The sequence below is a fragment of the Streptomyces sp. NPDC052020 genome, assembly GCF_040680575.1.
Classification (GTDB): Bacteria; Actinomycetota; Actinomycetes; order Streptomycetales; family Streptomycetaceae; genus Streptomyces.
In genome coordinates this window covers 145,034-161,049 of the sequence record NZ_JBFAWY010000002.1, presented here as the reverse complement: position 1 = coordinate 161,049, position 16,016 = coordinate 145,034, and the positions used below count along the sequence as shown (strand labels likewise).

Sequence of the window (16,016 nt, the reverse complement as noted above, 5' to 3'; positions counted from 1 at the left end):
GGCGGGAATCGTGAGGATCTTCGGCAAGGGACGGCACCGGCCCTCCGCCTCCTGGCGGCAGGCCACCGACCGCGCGTTCACGCTGATCGGCGACGGCCGGTACGAGGACGCGGGCGCGCTGCTGACGCGGGCCGCCGACCTGGAGCCGTGGCTGTCGGAGTCCTGGTTCAACCTCGCCCTGCTGCACAAGTTCCGGCACGACTGGGAGCAGGCCAGAGCCGCGGGCCTGCGGGCCGTGGCGCTGCTGGACCGGGACGCCGGGGCCCCGGACTGGTGGAACGTCGGCATCGCCGCGACCGCCTTGCAGGACTGGCCGCTGGCCCGCCGCGCCTGGCAGGCCTACGGGCTCAGGGTGCCGGGCGAGGCGACCGGCTCCGGCGAGCCGCTCGGCATGGACCTGGGCAGCGCTGCCGTACGGCTCTCCCCCGAGGGGGAGGCCGAGGTGGTGTGGGGGCGGCGGCTGGACCCCGCCCGGATCGAGGTGCTGTCCATTCCGCTGCCGTCGTCCGGCCGGCGCTGGGGCGAGGTGGTCCTGCACGACGGTGTGCCGCACGGGGAGCGGACCATCTCCGCCGGGCACACCTACCCGGTCTTCGACGAGATCGAGCTGTGGGCGCCCTCGCCCGTTCCCACCTGGGTGGTCCTGCTGGAGGCGGCCACGGAGGCCGACCGGGACGCCCTGGAGCAGCTCGCCGCCGACGCCGGCTTCGCCGCCGAGGACTGGTCGTCCTCGGTGCGGCTGCTGTGCCGGATGTGCTCGGAGTCCCGGATGCCGTCCGACGAGGGTGACGGGGAGCACCTCGACCCGCACGATCACAGCGAGCCGGGGCACCCCGGGCCGCTCGGCCACCGCACCGACGGGCAGCTGTGGGTACCGGAGCGGGAGTGCGGGGTGGCGGCGCCCGCCTCCCTGGTGCGGGGACTGCTGGACGGGTGGGTGGCGGACAGCCCGGATTCCCGGGACTGGCGCGATCTCGAAGAGGTCTGCTGAGGGATCCCCCGACGGCGCGGGGGCGGCGGGGCGGACGCCGTACCCTGTATCAGCATCACCCCCTGTTTTCTAGGAAGGCGTACGTCGGTCATGGCTCAGCAGGACACCGATCAGCAGCGCGCGGGCGTTCTCCCCGTGGACGACGAGGGTTACGTCATCGACACGCAGGAGTGCGAGGAGCGCGAGGCGGCCTGGCGGGAGCGCGGCACCTCGCGCCCGATCACGGTGGTCGGCAATCCCGTGCTGCACAAGGAGTGCAAGGACGTCACCGATTTCGGCGAGGAGTTCCAGCAGCTCGTCGCGGACATGTTCGCCAGCCAGCGCACCGCCGAGGGCGTGGGCCTGGCCGCCAACCAGATCGGCGTCGACCTGAAGGTGTTCGTCTACGACTGCCCGGACGACGAGGGCGTCCGGCACGTCGGCGTGGTGTGCAACCCCAAGCTGGTGGAGCTGCCGGCCGAGCGGCGCCGCCTCGACGACAGCAACGAGGGCTGCCTGTCGGTGCCGACCGCGTACATGCCGCTGGCCCGCCCCGACTACGCCGAGGTGACCGGGCAGGACGAGAAGGGCAACCCCATCAAGGTGCGCGGCACCGGGTACTTCGCGCGGTGCCTCCAGCACGAGACGGATCACCTGTACGGCTACCTCTACATCGACCGGCTCTCCAAGCGCGACCGCAAGAACGCGCTGCGGCAGATGGCCGAGAACGAACCCCGCTACCCCGTGGTCGCCAACGACTGAGACGGGCCCGCCGGGCTCACGACTTCCCCGCGCACGGCGCTCGTCCGGGATCCCCTTCCCGGCCGGGCGCCGTTCGCGTGCGCCCGCGCATCCGCCGCCGTTCGCCTGCCCGTCGCGTGCGCGATCCCCGCCGCTCTTCCACCGCTCTATAACCTGACACACAAGGGGAGAATTCAGACGACTTGAGGTGGCCAGTGGGGCAAATCCGTTCCCAGGCAGGCCAGTTGTAGTGCTGAATGGTGAGGGCGGAGAAACACGACGGCGCGCGTCCCGCACAGCGGGAGGGTGCGCCGACCGGCGGCTGAGAGGGGTTTGTCCGTGCACGATTTCTCACCCGGCTCCACAGCGGCACCGACGGCGATCGCGGTTCCGCCCTCGCTCGCTCTCCCGGTGATCGAGTCGTCCTTTCCCCGGCGACTGCACCCGTATTGGCCCAGGCTTCAGGAGAGGACCCGCGACTGGCTGCTCGAAAAGCGGCTGATGCCGGCGGACAAGGTGGTGGAATATGCCGATGGCCTGTGCTACACGGACCTGATGGCCGGGTACTACCTCGGCGCGCCCGACGAGGTCCTCCAGGCGATCGCGGACTACAGCGCGTGGTTCTTCGTCTGGGACGACCGGCACGACCGCGACATCGTCCACGGGCGCCCCGGCGCCTGGCGGCGTCTGAAGGACCGGCTGCACGCGGCCCTGGACTCCCCCCGGGACCATCTGGGCCACGAGGACGCGCTGGTCGCGGGGTTCGCCGACAGTGTGCTGCGGCTGTACGCGTTCCTGCCGGCGACCTGGAACGCCCGGTTCGCGCGGCACTTCCACGCGGTGATCGAGGCGTACGACCGGGAGTTCCGCAACCGCGCCCAGGGCGTCGTCCCCGGTGTCGCGGAGTACCTCGAACTGCGCCGGCTCACCTTCGCGCACTGGATCTGGACCGACCTGCTGGAGCCGAGCGCGGGCCTGGAACTCCCGGAAACGGTGCGGAAACATCCGGCATACCGGAGGGCGGCCCTGCTGAGCCAGGAATTCGCCGCCTGGTACAACGACCTCTGCTCGCTGCCCAAGGAAATAGCGGGCGATGAGGTGCACAATCTCGGAATCAGTCTCATCACCCATGAGGGAATGGCGCTCGAAGAAGCCATCCTGGATATCAGGCGGCGCGTCGAGCAGTGCATCGACGAATTCGTCCTCGCCGAACGTGAAGCCTTACGTTTCGCCGACGCGTTGACCGAAGGCGGAACGGTGCGTGGAAAGGAACTCGGCGCCGCCGTGCAGATCTGCGTCGGCAACATGCGGAACTGGTTCAGTTCCGTCTACTGGTTCCATCACGAGTCCGGCCGGTACCGGGTCGACAGCTGGGACGACCGCTCCACACCCCCGTACGTCAACAACGAAGCGGCAGGTGAGAAATGACCGTCGGATCCTCTCCCGAGTTCCCGGCTCCACTCGAACAGGGAGCAGCCCCGTCCTCCGATACCCGGTCCCGGGCGGACTTGCGCGAACCGCCCGTGGCGGGGGGCGCCCTGCCGCTCCTCGGCCATGGCTGGAAACTCGCCCGCGACCCGCTGGCCTTCGTGTCCCAGCTGCGCGACCACGGCGACGTCGTCCGCCTCAAGCTCGGCCCCAAGACCGTCTACGCGGTCACCACGCCCGCCCTCACCGGCGCCGTGGCGCTGAGCCCGGACTACATCATCGCCGGGCCGCTGTGGGAGTCCCTGGAGAGCCTGCTCGGCAAGGAGGGCGTGGCCACCGCCAACGGCCCCCTGCACCGGCGCCAGCGGCGCACCATCCAGCCGGCCTTCCGGCTCGACGCCATCCCCGCCTACGGGCCGATCATGGCGGAGGAGGCGCAGGCGCTGGTGGAGCGGTGGCGCTCCGGCGAGGTCCTCGACATCACCGCGGAGTCCTTCCGGGTGGCCGTCCGCGTCTCCGCCCGCTGCCTGATGCGCGGCAGCTACATGGACGACCGGGCCGAACGGATCTGCGGCGCCCTCGCCACGCTGTTCAGCGGTATGTACCAGCGCATGGTCCTGCCGCTGGGCCCGCTGTACCGCATTCCGGTTCCGGCGAACCTCGAATTCAACCGGGCGCTCGCTGACTTGCACCTCCTGGTCGACGAGATCGTCGCCGACCGGCGGGCGAGCGGTCAAAAGCCGGACGATTTGCTGACGGCTTTGCTGGAGGCGAAGGACGACAATGGCGAGCCCATCGGGGAGCAGGAGATCCACGATCAGGTCATCGCCATCCTCACCCCCGGAAGCGAAACCGTCGGTTCCATGATCATGTCCCTGCTGCTGGTGCTCACCGAGCACCCGGAACTCGGGGACAAGATCCACGACGAGGTGAAAAGCGTCGCGGGCGACCGGGCCGTCGCATTCGAAGACGTACGAAAGCTGACGTTCACCGCGAATGTCATCGTGGAGACTATGCGCCTGTATCCTGCCGTATGGATATTGACGCGCCGGGCGGTGGTCGACACCGAGCTCGGCGGGTATCGGATTCCCGCCGGGGCCGACCTCGTCTACAGTCCGTATGCGATCCAGCGTGACGCGCGTTCCTACGAGCGGCACGAGGAGTTCGACCCCGGCCGCTGGCTCCCGGAGCGCTCCAAGGACGTGCCGAAGTACGCGATGAGCCCCTTCAGCGTCGGCAACCGCAAATGCCCGAGCGACCATTTCTCCATGGCCGAGCTCACGCTGATCACCGCGGCGATCGCGTCCGCCTACCGCTTCGAGCAGGCGCCCGGCTCCGACCCCCGCCCCCGCATCGGCATCACCCTGCGCCCGCGCCGCCTGCTGGTGCGGGCGCTGCCCCGGTGACCTGAGGCCCCGGCGCGCGCTCAGGCGGCCCGCGGGCCCCGGAACGCGCGCCGGTAGGCGTTCGGAGTGGTCCCGAGCGCCCGGGTGAACTGGTGGCGCAGCGCCGCCGCCGTACCGAACCCGGTGCGCCAGGCGATGGCGTCCATCGTCTCGTCCGTCGCCTCCAGCAGGTGCTGCGCCAGCAGCACCCGCTGCCGCAGGATCCAGCGGTAGGGGGTCGTGCCCGTCTCCTGCTGGAAGCGGCGGGCGAAGGTGCGCGGAGCCATGTGGGCGCGGGCGGCGAGCTGCTCGACGGTGACCTCCTGGTCGAGGTGCCGCTCCATCCAGGCCAGCACTTCGCCGACGGTGTCGCAGGCCGCGCGCGGCAGCGGCCGTTCGACGTACTGCGCCTGCCCGCCGTCCCGGTGCGGCGGTACGACCATCCGCCGGGCGATCCGGTTGGCGACCTCCGGTCCCTGCTCCTTGCGCACCAGGTGGAGGCAGGCGTCGATCCCGGCGGCCGTGCCGGCGGAGGTGATCACCGGGTCCTCGTCGACGTAGAGCACGTCCGGCTCGACGACCGCCCGCGGGTACCGGCGGGCCAGCTCCCGTGCGTGGTGCCAGTGGACCGCGCAGCGCCGGCCGTCCAGCAGCCCGGCGGCGCCCAGCACGAACACCCCCGAGCACACGCTGAGCACCCGCGCCCCCCGCTCGACGGCCCGCACCAGGGCCTCCAGCAGCCGGGGCGGGTACTCCCGGCGGACGAAGTCGCTGCCGGCCGGCACCGCGATCAGGTCGGCCTCCTCCAGCCGGTCAAGCCCGTACGGCGTGGAGACGGTCAGCCCGCCGACATGGGTGCTCAGCGCCGGCCCCTCCGCGGAGACCACCGCGAAGTCGTAGACCGGCAGGCCGTTGTCGCTGCGGTCGACGCCGAATACCTCGCAGACGACGCCGAGTTCGAAGGGGTGCACGCCGTCGAGGAGCACGGCCGCCACGTTGCGCAGCATGCCGCCAGTCTGCCGTACGGGTGGCAGGAAATCGAGGTCTTACGGCAGTCCTGCCACTGCCGGTCAGGAGCATCCGGCGCGACAGTGGTGTCATGACCGGAGAACAGACACAAGCCATGATCGGGATGGCGGCGACCCTCGCCCTCCTGGTCCTCATGATCCTCCCCTCGCTGGTCGGTATCGTGCGCGAGCGGCGCGTCGACCGGCAGCTCAGGGAGGCCGAGCAGGCCCGGGAGGGCGAGCGGAAGCGGAGCGAGGCTCAGAAGTCCTCGTCCAGGTCGACGGTGCCCTCCACCGCCACCTGGTACGCCGAGGGGCGCCGCTCGAAGAAGTTGGTCAGTTCCTGAACACCCTGGAGCTCCATGAAGGAGAAGGGGTTCTCGGAGCCGTAGACGGGGGCGAAGCCGAGGCGGGTGAGCCGCTGGTCGGCGACGCACTCCAGGTACTGCCGCATCGAGTCGGTGTTCATGCCCGGCAGGCCGTCCCCGCACAGATCGCGCGCGAACTGGAGTTCGGCCTCGACGGCCTCCCGCAGCATGTCGGTGACCTGCTGCCGGAGGCCGTCGTCGAACAGGTCCGGCTCCTCCTTGCGGACGGTGTCGACCACGTCGAAGGCGAAGGACATGTGCATCGTCTCGTCACGGAACACCCAGTTGGTGCCGGTCGCCAGGCCGTGCAGCAGCCCCCGGCTGCGGAACCAGTAGACGTAGGCGAAGGCGCCGTAGAAGAACAGGCCCTCGATGCACGCGGCGAAGCAGATCAGGTTGAGCAGGAAGCGGCGGCGGTCGGCCTTGGTCTCCAGCCGGTCGATCTCCTCCACCGAGTCCATCCACCGGAAGCAGAACTCGGCCTTCTCGCGGATCGAGGGGATGTTCTCCACGGCGGCGAACGCGGCCGTGCGGTCCTCCGGGTCGGGGAGGTAGGTGTCCAGCAGCGTCAGATAGAACTGGACGTGGACGGCCTCCTCGAAGAGCTGCCTGCTCAGATACAGCCGCGCCTCGGGGGAGTTGATGTGCTTGTACAGGGTCAGCACCAGGTTGTTCGCCACGATCGAGTCACCGGTGGCGAAGAACGCGACCAGGCGGCCGATGAGGTGCTGCTCGCCCGGCGTGAGCCTGGCGAGGTCGGCGACGTCGGAGTGGAGGTCGACCTCCTCCACGGTCCAGGTGTTCTTGATGGCGTCCCGGTAGCGCTCGTAGAAGTCGGGGTAGCGCATCGGGCGCAGCGTCAGCTCGAAGCCCGGGTCGAGCAGGTTCTGGGTGCGGGGGGCGGCGGCGGTGGCGCCGGCGGGAGTGCTGGTCATTACTGGCAGGCCTCGCAGGACTCGGGGTTTTCCAGGGAGCAGGCGACCGCTTCGGGGTCGGCGGCGGCCGGTACGGGGACGGTGGCGCGGGCCGCGCGGGCGATCCGGGTCGCCGGGCGCGAGCGCAGGTAGTACGTCGTCTTCAGCCCGGACTTCCAGGCGTAGGCGTACATCGAGGAGAGCTTGCCGATGGTCGGCGTCTCCATGAACAGGTTCAGCGACTGCGCCTGGTCGAGGAACGGGGTGCGGGCGGCGGCCAGGTCGATCAGGCCGCGCTGCGGGATCTCCCACGCCGTGCGGTACAGCCGCCGGACGTCCTCGGGGATCCAGGCCAGGCCCTGTACCGAGCCGTTCGCCTCGCGCAGCGCCTCGCGGGTGCGGGCGTCCCACACGCCGAGCCGCTTGAGGTCGTCCACCAGGTAGGAGTTGACCTGGAGGAACTCGCCGGACAGCGTCTCGCGCTTGAAGAGGTTGGACACCTGCGGCTCGATGCACTCGTAGACGCCCGCGATGGAGGCGATGGTCGCGGTCGGGGCGATGGCGAGGAGCAGGGAGTTGCGCAGGCCAACGGCCGCGATCCGCTTCCGCAGGGCCGCCCAGCGCTCCGGCCAGGCCAGGTCGGTGTCGTAGTGGTCGGGGTGGAGGACACCGCGGGCGGTACGGGTCTTCTCCCAGGCCGGGAGCGGGCCGTCGCACTCGGCGAGGGCGGCGGACGCCTCGTACGCGGCGAGCATGATCCGCTCGGCGATCCGGGTGGACAGCCGCTTGGCCTCGGGCGAGTCGAAGGGCAGGCGCAGCTTGAAGAAGACGTCCTGGAGGCCCATCGCGCCCAGGCCCACCGGACGCCACCGGGCGTTGGAGCGGGCCGCCTGCGCGGTCGGGTAGAAGTTGATGTCCACGACCCGGTCGAGGAAGGTGACGGCGGTGCGGACGGTGGCGTCCAGCCGCTCCCAGTCGATGTCGTGGGCGTCCGGGTCGACGAAGGCGCCGAGGTTGACCGATCCCAGGTTGCAGACGGCCGTCTCCCCGTCGTCGGTGACCTCCAGGATCTCCGTGCAGAGATTGGAGGAGTGGATGACGTGGCCGGGCTCGGCGGTCTGGTTGGCGGTGCGGTTGGCGGCGTCCTTGAAGGTCATCCAGCCGTTGCCGGTCTGGGCGAGGGTGCGCATCATCCGGCCGTACAGCTCGCGGGCCGGGAGCGTCTTCCTCGCCAGCCCCGCGGCCTCCGCCGTGCGGTAGGCGGCGTCGAACTCCTCGCCCCACAGGTCGGCCAGCTCCGGCACGTCGGAGGGGGAGAACAGCGACCAGGGCTCGTCGGCGTTCACACGGCGCATGAACTCGTCCGGCACCCAGTGCGCGAGGTTGAGGTTGTGGGTGCGGCGGGCGTCCTCGCCGGTGTTGTCGCGCAGCTCCAGGAACTCCTCGATGTCCGCGTGCCAGGTCTCCAGGTAGACCGCCGCCGCGCCCTTGCGCCGGCCACCCTGGTTCACGGCCGCCACGGAGGCGTCCAGGGTCTTCAGGAACGGCACGATGCCGTTGGAATGCCCGTTGGTGCCGCGGATCAGCGAACCCCGGGCGCGGACGCGGGAGTAGGCGATGCCGATGCCGCCGGCGTGCTTGGACAGGCGGGCGACCTGGTGGTAGCGCTCGTAGAGGGAGTCCAGCTCGTCCTTGGGGGAGTCCAGGAGGTAGCAGGACGACATCTGGGGGTGGCGGGTGCCGGAGTTGAACAGGGTGGGGGAGGACGGCAGATAGTCCAGGCGGCTCATCAGGCCGTACAGCGCGGCCACTTCCTCCAGCGCGCGGTCCGTGCCGTCCTCCGCCAGCCCGGCGGCGACCCGCAGCAGGAAGTGCTGGGGCGTCTCGATCACCTTGCGGGTGATCGGGTGGCGCAGCAGGTAGCGGCTGTACAGGGTGCGCAGGCCGAAGTAGCCGAAGCGGTCGTCGGCGCGCGGGTCGGCCAGCGCGTCCAGACGGCCGGCGTGGCGGCGGACGAACGCGGCGGTGCGGTCGGCGATCAGCCCCTCGCGGTGGCCGGTGGCGACGGACTCGGTGAACGCGGTGACGCCCTGGGAGGCGGCCTCGGCGCGGATGCCGAGGGTCAGCAGCCGGGCGGCCAGCTTCGAGTAGGCGGGGTCCTCGGCGATCAGGCCGGCCGCCGCCTCCGTGGCCAGCTCGCGCAGCTCCGTCTCGTCCGCCCGCGCGGACCGGCCGCGCAGCGCGGCGGCGGCGACCCGGCCGGGGTCGGCGTCGGGGAGGTCGGCGGTCAGCTCGGTCAGGGTCCGCAGCAGCGCGGCACCGGGACCGTCGTACTCCGGCTGGATCGCTGAAGCCGGGTCGGCTGGCGCGATGGTCACGTGAGGCACTCCCTCGCTCGGCACGGGGCCTTGCGCGGGGCAGGGGGCAGCTCACGAGCGCACGCGGCGCCGCGTCCACCGGCCCATTCCGCGAGGCCCGGACGTCATGGCACACGGGCCGGACGGCTCGTGCGCACTGCCGGCAGGTCCTCGGACTGGCTCGGTGCGCGGATGCGGTTTCTGCGGAGAGGCAGGCATACGGGCATGAGTACACCGTTGCGGGACAGTTCCGGATTCGCACCGGATTCCCCTGCGGCGACAGCGAGCACGAGCATACATCTTGTGCCGGGCCCCGGAACCACCCCCAGATGTTGTGTCGTCGTGAGGGCGGCGTGGGTCGGCGCGGCAACGGCAACGGGCCGCCGGGTTTCCTCCGGCGGCCCGTGTGCGGGGTGCGGGTGCGGGCGTCAGTGCGCCGCGCCGGCGGTGGCCGGCGGCAGCTCCGTCTGCACACCGGGGTCGCCGGCGTCCGCCGTGTAGTCCTCCGGGCGGGTCTCGTCGACGCCGTCCGGTGCCTTGACCGCCCGCAGGACGACCGTCAGGACCACGGTGACCACCACGTTGAGCACGAAGGCGGTCAGGCCGATGTAGCCGATCTCACCGATGCCGGGGATCTCCTTGGCCGAGCCGCCGAAGTGCTTCTGCGTCGGGGAGGCGACACCGTAGGCGGCGACCGTGCCGTACACCATGCCGACCGCCCAGCCGGCCAGCAGCGCCCAGCGGTGGAACCAGCGCGTGAACAGGCCGCCGACCAGGGCCGGGAAGGTCTGGAGGATCCAGATGCCGCCCAGCAGCTGGAAGTTGATCGCGACCGTCTTGTCCATCGTCAGGACGAAGACGAGCGCCCCCACCTTCACCAGCAGCGACACCAGCTTGGAGACCTTGGTCTCCTGCTCCGGCGTCGCGTCCGGCTTGATGAAGTCCTTGTAGATGTTGCGGGTGAACAGGTTCGCCGCCGCGATCGACATGATCGCCGCCGGGACGAGGGCACCGATGCCGATGGCCGCGAAGGCCACGCCCGCGAACCAGTCCGGGAACATGTCCTCGAACAGCTGAGGGATCGCCAGCTGCCCGTTGCTCACCTTGATGCCGGCCGCGATCGCCATGAAGCCGAGCAGCGCCAGCAGGCCCAGCATCAGCGAGTACAGCGGCAGGATCGTGGTGTTGCGGCGGATCACCTCACGGCTGCGCGAGGACAGCGTCGCGGTGATCGAGTGCGGGTACATGAACAGCGCGAGCGCGGAGCCCAGCGCCAGCGTGGCGTACGTCCACTGGCCCGCCTCGCCCGGTGCCAGGGCGCCGCGCGGCTGGCCGGTGGCCGGGTTGGTCTCGGCGAAGGCCTCGCCCGCCTTGGCGAAGATGTCGTCGAACCCGCCCAGCTTGATCGGGATGTAGATGATCGCCACCGCGATGACGATGTAGATCAGCGCGTCCTTCACGAACGCGATCAGCGCGGGGGCGCGCAGGCCCGACGAGTAGGTGTACGCGGCCAGCACACCGAAGGCGATCAGCAGCGGCAGGTCCTTGATGAACCAGTTGGTGTCCTCCCCGCCGCCGACGCCCATCACGTCCAGCACCGCCTGGATGCCGACCAACTGGAGCGCGATGTACGGCATCGTCGCCAGGATGCCGGTCAGGGCCACCGCCAGCGACAGCCCCTTGGAGCCGAACCGGCCGCGCACGAAGTCCGAGGTCGTCACATAGCCGTGCTTGTGCGAGACCGACCACAGGCGCGGCAGGAAGGTGAAGATCAGCGGGTAGACGAGGATGGTGTACGGCACGGCGAAGAAGCCGGAGGCGCCCGCCGCGTAGATGGCCGCGGGCACGGCGACGAAGGTGTACGCCGTGTACAGGTCGCCGCCCAGCAGGAACCATGTGATCCAGGTGCCGAACGACCGCCCGCCCAGGCCCCATTCGTCGAGGCTGTGCTCGTTCTCGGCCTTGCGCCAGCGGGCCGCCAGGAAGCCCATGACGGTGACGAGCAGGAAGAAGAAGATGAAGACGGCGAGTGCGACGCCGTTCACGCCGTCCTTCACCGGCCGGCACCTCCCCGGCGGGCGCGCTGGTCACGCTGCCACAGCTTGTAGGCGATCATGGTCAGCGCGGTGGAGACGACCACCCACGCCATCTGGTACCAGTAGAAGAACGGGATGCCGATGAACGCCGGCTCCACCTTGGCGTACGAATCGACCCACAGCATCGCCACGAAGGGCGCGACGAGGCAGAGGGCGATGACGACGCGCACGGGCGTCACCACTGGCCCTCTGTTCACTTCCGGGGCTTGTGACATCTGGCGGCTCCGTCCCCTCACTGATCACCTGGAGTAATGCGCAGGCAATCTAGGTGACGGTTACACGACAGCGGAAGTCCCCGTCCGTATATCGGTCACCGGCGGCGCGCTCAGGCGTCACCCCTGAGACCGGTCCCGTTCCCGCCGCTCGGTCCGCTCCGCTCGGTCCGCGCCGCGCGCGCCGGTCCGGCCCGGTCAGTCCTGGGGACGCTTCAGGCGGGCGACGAACTTGTAGCGGTCGCCCCGGTACACCGACCGCACCCACTCCACCGGCTGCCCGTCCCGGTCCAGCGAATGCCGGGAGAGCATCAGCATCGGCAGGCCCACGTCGGTGCCGAGCAGGCCGGCCTCGCGCGGGGTGGCCAGCGAGGTCTCGATGGTCTCCTCGGCCTCGGCGAGATGGACGTCGTACACCTCGGCGAGGGCGGTGTAGAGGGAGGTGTACTTGGCGAGGCTGCGGCGCAGCGCCGGGAAGCGCTTGGCCGACAGGTGGGTGGTCTCGATGGCCATCGGCTCGCCGTTGGCCATGCGCAGCCGTTCGATCCGCAGCACCCGCCCGCCGGCGGCGATGTCGAGGAGCCCGGCGAGCCGGTCGTCGGCGGTGATGTAGCCGATGTCCAGCAGCTGCGAGGTGGGCTCCAGGCCCTGGGCGCGCATGTCCTCCGTATAGGAGGTGAGTTGCAGCGCCTGCGACACCTTGGGCTTGGCGACGAAGGTGCCCTTGCCCTGGATGCGCTCCAGCCGGCCCTCGACGACCAGCTCCTGGAGGGCCTGGCGGACGGTGGTGCGGGAGGTGTCGAACTCGGCGGCCAGGGTGCGCTCGGGGGGCACGGGGGTGCCCGGCGGGAGCGTCCGGGTCATGTCGAGCAGGTGCCGCTTCAAGCGGTAGTACTTGGGCACGCGCGCCGTACGGACACCGGTCCCGTTCTCGTTCTCCGCACTGCTGACGTCGGTGCTCATGCTCTGCCTTCCCGGCTCCGGGTGCCGAAGCGACCGACGTCCTCATCGGCCACGGCTCACATCGTGGCACGGCTTCGCGCGACGGGGGCCGGCCCGCACGCTCCGTGATCTCCTCTGTATACCGCCGCGCCCTGCGTTGGTCTAGTCCACAGCGCGGTGACACGACGTGGTCCACCGCCCGTTGTGCCGCTTGCGCAATGAAAGGTCCCTGCATATCGCGGTCCCATAACGGAGGTCTTGAGCCCGCTTGAACACCCTTGACAGCCCTATTGGTCTGGGCCAAGCTCCCCCCTACTGGTCTACACCATTGGTCCAGTCCCGGCCCCATGGGCGGTACGCGTCGTCGAGCAACCGCGGGGAGCCAGGGGGGTTTGTGGCATCCCTGAGGAGGGTGGCGTGAAGCGCAAGCTGACAGCCGCGATCGGTATCGCGGGCATGATCTTCTCCGTCGCGGCGTGTGGGGGCGGGGACGGGGGCAGTGAGTCCGAGGGGCCGCAGACGCTCACGGTGTGGATGATGGACGGCTCCACGCCGGACCAGTGGCAGAAGGACCTCGCCGCGGAGTTCGAGGCGAAGACCAAGGCCAAGGTCAAGTTCGAGACCCAGACGTGGAACGGCATCCAGCAGAAGCTGACCACCGCCCTGTCCGAGGAGAACCCGCCGGACGTCTTCGAGATCGGCAACACCCAGACCCCGGCCTACGCCAAGACCGGCGGCCTCGCCGACCTCGCCGACCTCAAGAGCGAGATCGGCGCCGACTGGACCGCCTCCCTCAACAAGTCGACCGTCTACGAGGGCAAGCAGTACGCGGCCCCGTGGTTCGTCGTCAACCGCGTCGTCATCTACAACAAGAAGGTCTGGGCGGACGCCGGCATCAAGACCACCCCCAAGACCCGGGACGAGTTCTACGCCGCCCTGAAGCAGATCGGCGAGAAGACCGACGCCGAACCGATCTACCTGCCCGGCCAGAACTGGTACCACTTCGTCGGCCTGGTGATCGGCGAGGGCGGCGAACTGGTCAAGAAGGACGGCGACAAGTACGTCTCCAACCTCGCCGACCCGAAGGTCGTCGCCGCCGCGGAGACCTACAAGAAGTTCCAGGCGCTCTCCAAGGCCCCCAAGGACAAGGACGAGGCCACCCCGCAGCAGGGCGAGATCTTCGCCAAGGGCAAGGTCGGCGCGTTCATCGGGATGGGCTGGGAGGCCGGCACCGCCATCAAGGCCAACCCGGCGATCGAGAAGGAGATCGGCTACTTCACCATCCCCGGTGAGACGGCCGCCAAGCCCGAGGGCACCTTCCTCGGCGGCTCCAACCTCGCCGTGGCCGCGGGCAGCAAGAAGCAGGACCTCGCCAAGGAGTTCCTGAAGATCGCCCTGTCGGACAAGTACGAGGGGCAGCTGGCCAAGCTCAACGGTGTCATCCCCAACAAGGAGGCGCTCCAGAGCAACCTCAAGGGCAACCCCGCCGCCGAGGCCGGCGCCCCGGCCGTCGCGGGCGGCGGCACCACGCCGCTGATCCCGGAGTGGGCCGCCGTCGAGAACGACCCCAACCCGATCAAGACCTACCTGACCGCCGTGCTGAACGGGAAGTCGCCGGCCGAGGCCGCGAAGCAGGTCGAGGGCGAGTTCAACAAGCGCCTGGCGCAGCAGCAGTAGGAGCAGCGCTCACGCCGGGGCGGGGGGCCGCGCGCCCGACGGCCCCCCGCCCCGGCGCGGCACAGGTCGAGAAGAGAGATGGCGAGCATGACCGTGCAGACCGAACGGCCGCCCTCCGGCCCGGCGGAAGGCCCGTCGGACGTCCGCAAGCCCGGCGGCGCGGGACCCGGCCGGACCACCCCGCGAGCCGCGTCGCGCGCCGGCGCCCTCGCCCCGTACCTGTTGCTGCTGCCGGCCTGCGCGGCCACCGTGCTGCTGCTGGGCTGGCCGCTGCTGAAGGACGTGCTGCTGTCGTTCCAGAACCTCAACATGGCGCAGCTGATCCAGCACGTCACCGAGTGGAACGGCCTCGACAACTACCGGGAGGTCCTCACCGGTGAGGACTTCTGGAGGGTCACCCTCCGCTCGATCCTGTTCACGGCGGCCAACGTCGCCCTGATCATGGTCCTGGGCGGGCTGACCGGCCTGCTGCTCGCCCGCCTCGGCAAGCGGATGCGGCTGACCCTGCTGATCGGCCTGGTGCTGGCCTGGGCGATGCCGGTGGTCGCCGCCACCACCGTCTACCAGTGGCTGTTCGCCCAGCGCTTCGGCGTCGTCAACTGGGTGCTGGACAGGCTCGGCTGGCACTCCATGGCCGACTACAGCTGGACCAGCAGCCAGATGTCGACGTTCTTCGTCGTCACCGTGCTGATCGTCTGGCAGTCCATCCCGTTCGTCGCCATCAACCTCTACGCGGCGACCACCACCATCCCCGGCGAGCTGTACGAGGCCGCCGCCCTGGACGGGGCGAGCGCCTGGCGCAGCTTCACCACCGTGACCCTGCCGTTCCTGCGGCCGTTCCTGTACGCGACGACGTTCCTGGAGATCATCTGGACCTTCAAGGCGTTCGTGCAGGTCTTCACCATCAACGGCGGCGGCCCCGACCGGCTCACCGAGATCCTGCCCGTCTACGCCTATGTCGAGGGCGTCGGCAACCAGCATTACGGCATGGGCGCGGCGATCGCCGTCCTGACCATCCTGATCCTGCTCGGCCTGACCGCGTACTACCTCAGGATCGTGCTCAAGCAAGAGGAGGACGAGGCGTGAAGCGCTCGCTCTTCGGCCGCCTGTGGCCCAACCTCACGGCCGCCGTCCTGTTCGTCGGCTTCGTCTTCCCCGTCTACTGGATGTTCGCCACGGCCCTCAAACCGACCGGCGACATCATCACCGAGGACCCGGTCTGGTTCCCGACCGACATCACCTTCGAGCACTTCAAGACGGCGACCGGCGTCGACCACTTCTGGACGTACGTCACCAACTCCCTGATCGTCACCGTCCTCGCGGTCGTCTTCTCCCTGATCATCGCGCTGGCCGGCTCCTTCGCCCTGGCCCGGATGCGGTTCCGGGGACGGCGCGGCTTCATCATCGGCTTCATGCTCGCCCAGATGGCGCCCTGGGAGGTCATGGTCATCGCGATGTACCTGATCGTCCGGGACGCCTCGATGCTGAACAGCCTGGTGCCGCTGACCGTCTTCTACATGATGATGATCCTGCCCTTCACCATCCTGACGCTGCGCGGCTTCGTCGCCGCCGTGCCGAGGGAACTGGAGGAGGCGGCGATGGTCGACGGCTGCACCCGGGTGACCGCCTTCCGCCGGGTCATCCTCCCGCTGCTCGCGCCCGGCCTGATGTCCACCTCCCTCTTCGGCTTCATCACCGCCTGGAACGAGTACGCCCTCGTCCTGGTGCTCAACAAGGACGCCGAGGCCAAGACGCTGCCCCTGTGGCTGTCCGGCTTCCAGACCGCCTTCGGCGACGACTGGGGCGCCACCATGGCCGCCTCCTCCCTCTTCGCCATCCCCATCCTGATCCTCTTCGTCTTCCTCCAGCGCCGGGCCGTCAACGGCCTGACCGCGGGCGCCGTGAAGGGATAACGCCAC

At 69.9% G+C, this 16,016-nt stretch carries 14 protein-coding genes and 1 riboswitch; of the genes, 8 read left to right on the top strand and 6 right to left on the bottom strand.

Annotated features, from left to right (window positions below; genetic code table 11):
- Nucleotides 1-10: 10 nt before the first annotated feature.
- The 4 genes from AB0L74_RS02625 to AB0L74_RS02610 all read left to right on the top strand — a co-directional run bounded on the left by AB0L74_RS02625 (nt 11) and on the right by AB0L74_RS02610 (nt 4,545).
- Entirely contained in the window at nt 11-991 is a 981-nt protein-coding gene (locus AB0L74_RS02625; RefSeq protein ID WP_365644796.1) for a hypothetical protein, read from the top strand.
- A gap of 90 nt (nt 992-1,081) precedes the next feature.
- A complete protein-coding gene (def, locus tag AB0L74_RS02620) occupies nt 1,082-1,732 on the top strand; it encodes a peptide deformylase (protein ID WP_365644794.1) in 651 nt (216 codons plus the stop codon).
- A gap of 318 nt (nt 1,733-2,050) precedes the next feature.
- Entirely contained in the window at nt 2,051-3,139 is a 1,089-nt protein-coding gene (gene cyc1 / locus AB0L74_RS02615; protein WP_365644792.1) for an epi-isozizaene synthase, read from the top strand.
- Nucleotides 3,136-4,545, top strand: coding sequence for a cytochrome P450 (locus tag AB0L74_RS02610; RefSeq protein WP_365644790.1), 1,410 nt, complete (start codon nt 3,136-3,138; stop codon nt 4,543-4,545). The genes cyc1 and AB0L74_RS02610 overlap by 4 nt, the downstream gene beginning before the upstream one ends.
- Nucleotides 4,546-4,565: 20 nt before the next feature.
- Here AB0L74_RS02610 and AB0L74_RS02605 read toward each other — a convergent pair whose 3' ends face one another.
- The gene (locus tag AB0L74_RS02605; protein WP_365644788.1) at nt 4,566-5,531 is read right to left on the bottom strand and encodes a helix-turn-helix domain-containing protein; all 966 of its coding nucleotides are present in this window, start codon (nt 5,529-5,531) and stop codon (nt 4,566-4,568) included.
- 92 nt (nt 5,532-5,623) lie between these two features.
- Here AB0L74_RS02605 and AB0L74_RS02600 point away from each other — a divergent pair, with 92 nt between their 5' ends.
- Entirely contained in the window at nt 5,624-5,878 is a 255-nt protein-coding gene (locus tag AB0L74_RS02600; protein WP_365644786.1) for a hypothetical protein, read from the top strand.
- Here the strand turns inward: AB0L74_RS02600 and AB0L74_RS02595 are convergent.
- From AB0L74_RS02595 to AB0L74_RS02575, 5 genes are all read right to left on the bottom strand, one after another.
- The gene (locus AB0L74_RS02595) at nt 5,791-6,834 is read right to left on the bottom strand and encodes a ribonucleotide-diphosphate reductase subunit beta (RefSeq protein ID WP_365644784.1); all 1,044 of its coding nucleotides are present in this window, start codon (nt 6,832-6,834) and stop codon (nt 5,791-5,793) included. The genes AB0L74_RS02600 and AB0L74_RS02595 overlap by 88 nt on opposite strands.
- A complete protein-coding gene (locus tag AB0L74_RS02590) occupies nt 6,834-9,191 on the bottom strand; it encodes a ribonucleoside-diphosphate reductase subunit alpha (RefSeq protein WP_365644782.1) in 2,358 nt (785 codons plus the stop codon). The genes AB0L74_RS02595 and AB0L74_RS02590 overlap by 1 nt, the downstream gene beginning before the upstream one ends.
- Nucleotides 9,192-9,314: 123 nt before the next feature.
- Nucleotides 9,315-9,479, bottom strand: a riboswitch (cobalamin riboswitch).
- Nucleotides 9,480-9,598: 119 nt separating this feature from the next.
- Nucleotides 9,599-11,227 carry a monocarboxylate uptake permease MctP gene (mctP, locus tag AB0L74_RS02585; protein WP_365644780.1) on the bottom strand — a complete coding sequence of 543 codons (1,629 nt, stop codon included), beginning with the start codon at nt 11,225-11,227 and terminating at the stop codon, nt 9,599-9,601.
- On the bottom strand, nt 11,224-11,481 hold the full coding sequence (locus tag AB0L74_RS02580) for a DUF3311 domain-containing protein (RefSeq protein ID WP_365644778.1): 258 nt from the start codon (nt 11,479-11,481) through the stop codon (nt 11,224-11,226). The genes mctP and AB0L74_RS02580 overlap by 4 nt, the downstream gene beginning before the upstream one ends.
- Before the next feature lie 195 nt (nt 11,482-11,676).
- Entirely contained in the window at nt 11,677-12,441 is a 765-nt protein-coding gene (locus AB0L74_RS02575; protein ID WP_029383200.1) for a GntR family transcriptional regulator, read from the bottom strand.
- Nucleotides 12,442-12,837: 396 nt separating this feature from the next.
- Between AB0L74_RS02575 and AB0L74_RS02570 the strand changes: the two genes are divergently transcribed.
- The 3 genes from AB0L74_RS02570 to AB0L74_RS02560 all read left to right on the top strand — a co-directional run bounded on the left by AB0L74_RS02570 (nt 12,838) and on the right by AB0L74_RS02560 (nt 16,010).
- Entirely contained in the window at nt 12,838-14,097 is a 1,260-nt protein-coding gene (locus tag AB0L74_RS02570; protein WP_365644776.1) for an extracellular solute-binding protein, read from the top strand.
- Nucleotides 14,098-14,184: 87 nt separating this feature from the next.
- Complete coding sequence (locus AB0L74_RS02565; protein ID WP_365644774.1) at nt 14,185-15,183, top strand: sugar ABC transporter permease; 999 nt, start codon at nt 14,185-14,187, stop codon at nt 15,181-15,183.
- Nucleotides 15,180-16,010 (top strand): carbohydrate ABC transporter permease, encoded by an 831-nt coding sequence (locus tag AB0L74_RS02560; protein ID WP_365644772.1) that lies wholly within the window; start codon nt 15,180-15,182, stop codon nt 16,008-16,010. Before AB0L74_RS02565 ends, AB0L74_RS02560 begins: the two co-directional genes overlap by 4 nt.
- Nucleotides 16,011-16,016 lie beyond the last annotated feature (6 nt).

What these genes read in the sequence shown, in the direction of transcription:
- AB0L74_RS02600 (WP_365644786.1), top strand. Translation starts at nt 5,624, where the DNA reads ATGACCGGAGAACAGACACAAGCCATGATCGGGATGGCGGCGACCCTC.
- def (WP_365644794.1), top strand. Translation starts at nt 1,082, where the DNA reads ATGGCTCAGCAGGACACCGATCAGCAGCGCGCGGGCGTTCTCCCCGTG.
- AB0L74_RS02605 (WP_365644788.1), bottom strand. Translation starts at nt 5,531, where the DNA reads ATGCTGCGCAACGTGGCGGCCGTGCTCCTCGACGGCGTGCACCCCTTC.
- AB0L74_RS02610 (WP_365644790.1), top strand. Translation starts at nt 3,136, where the DNA reads ATGACCGTCGGATCCTCTCCCGAGTTCCCGGCTCCACTCGAACAGGGA.
- AB0L74_RS02565 (WP_365644774.1), top strand. Translation starts at nt 14,185, where the DNA reads ATGACCGTGCAGACCGAACGGCCGCCCTCCGGCCCGGCGGAAGGCCCG.
- AB0L74_RS02595 (WP_365644784.1), bottom strand. Translation starts at nt 6,834, where the DNA reads ATGACCAGCACTCCCGCCGGCGCCACCGCCGCCGCCCCCCGCACCCAG.
- AB0L74_RS02580 (WP_365644778.1), bottom strand. Translation starts at nt 11,481, where the DNA reads ATGTCACAAGCCCCGGAAGTGAACAGAGGGCCAGTGGTGACGCCCGTG.
- AB0L74_RS02575 (WP_029383200.1), bottom strand. Translation starts at nt 12,441, where the DNA reads ATGAGCACCGACGTCAGCAGTGCGGAGAACGAGAACGGGACCGGTGTC.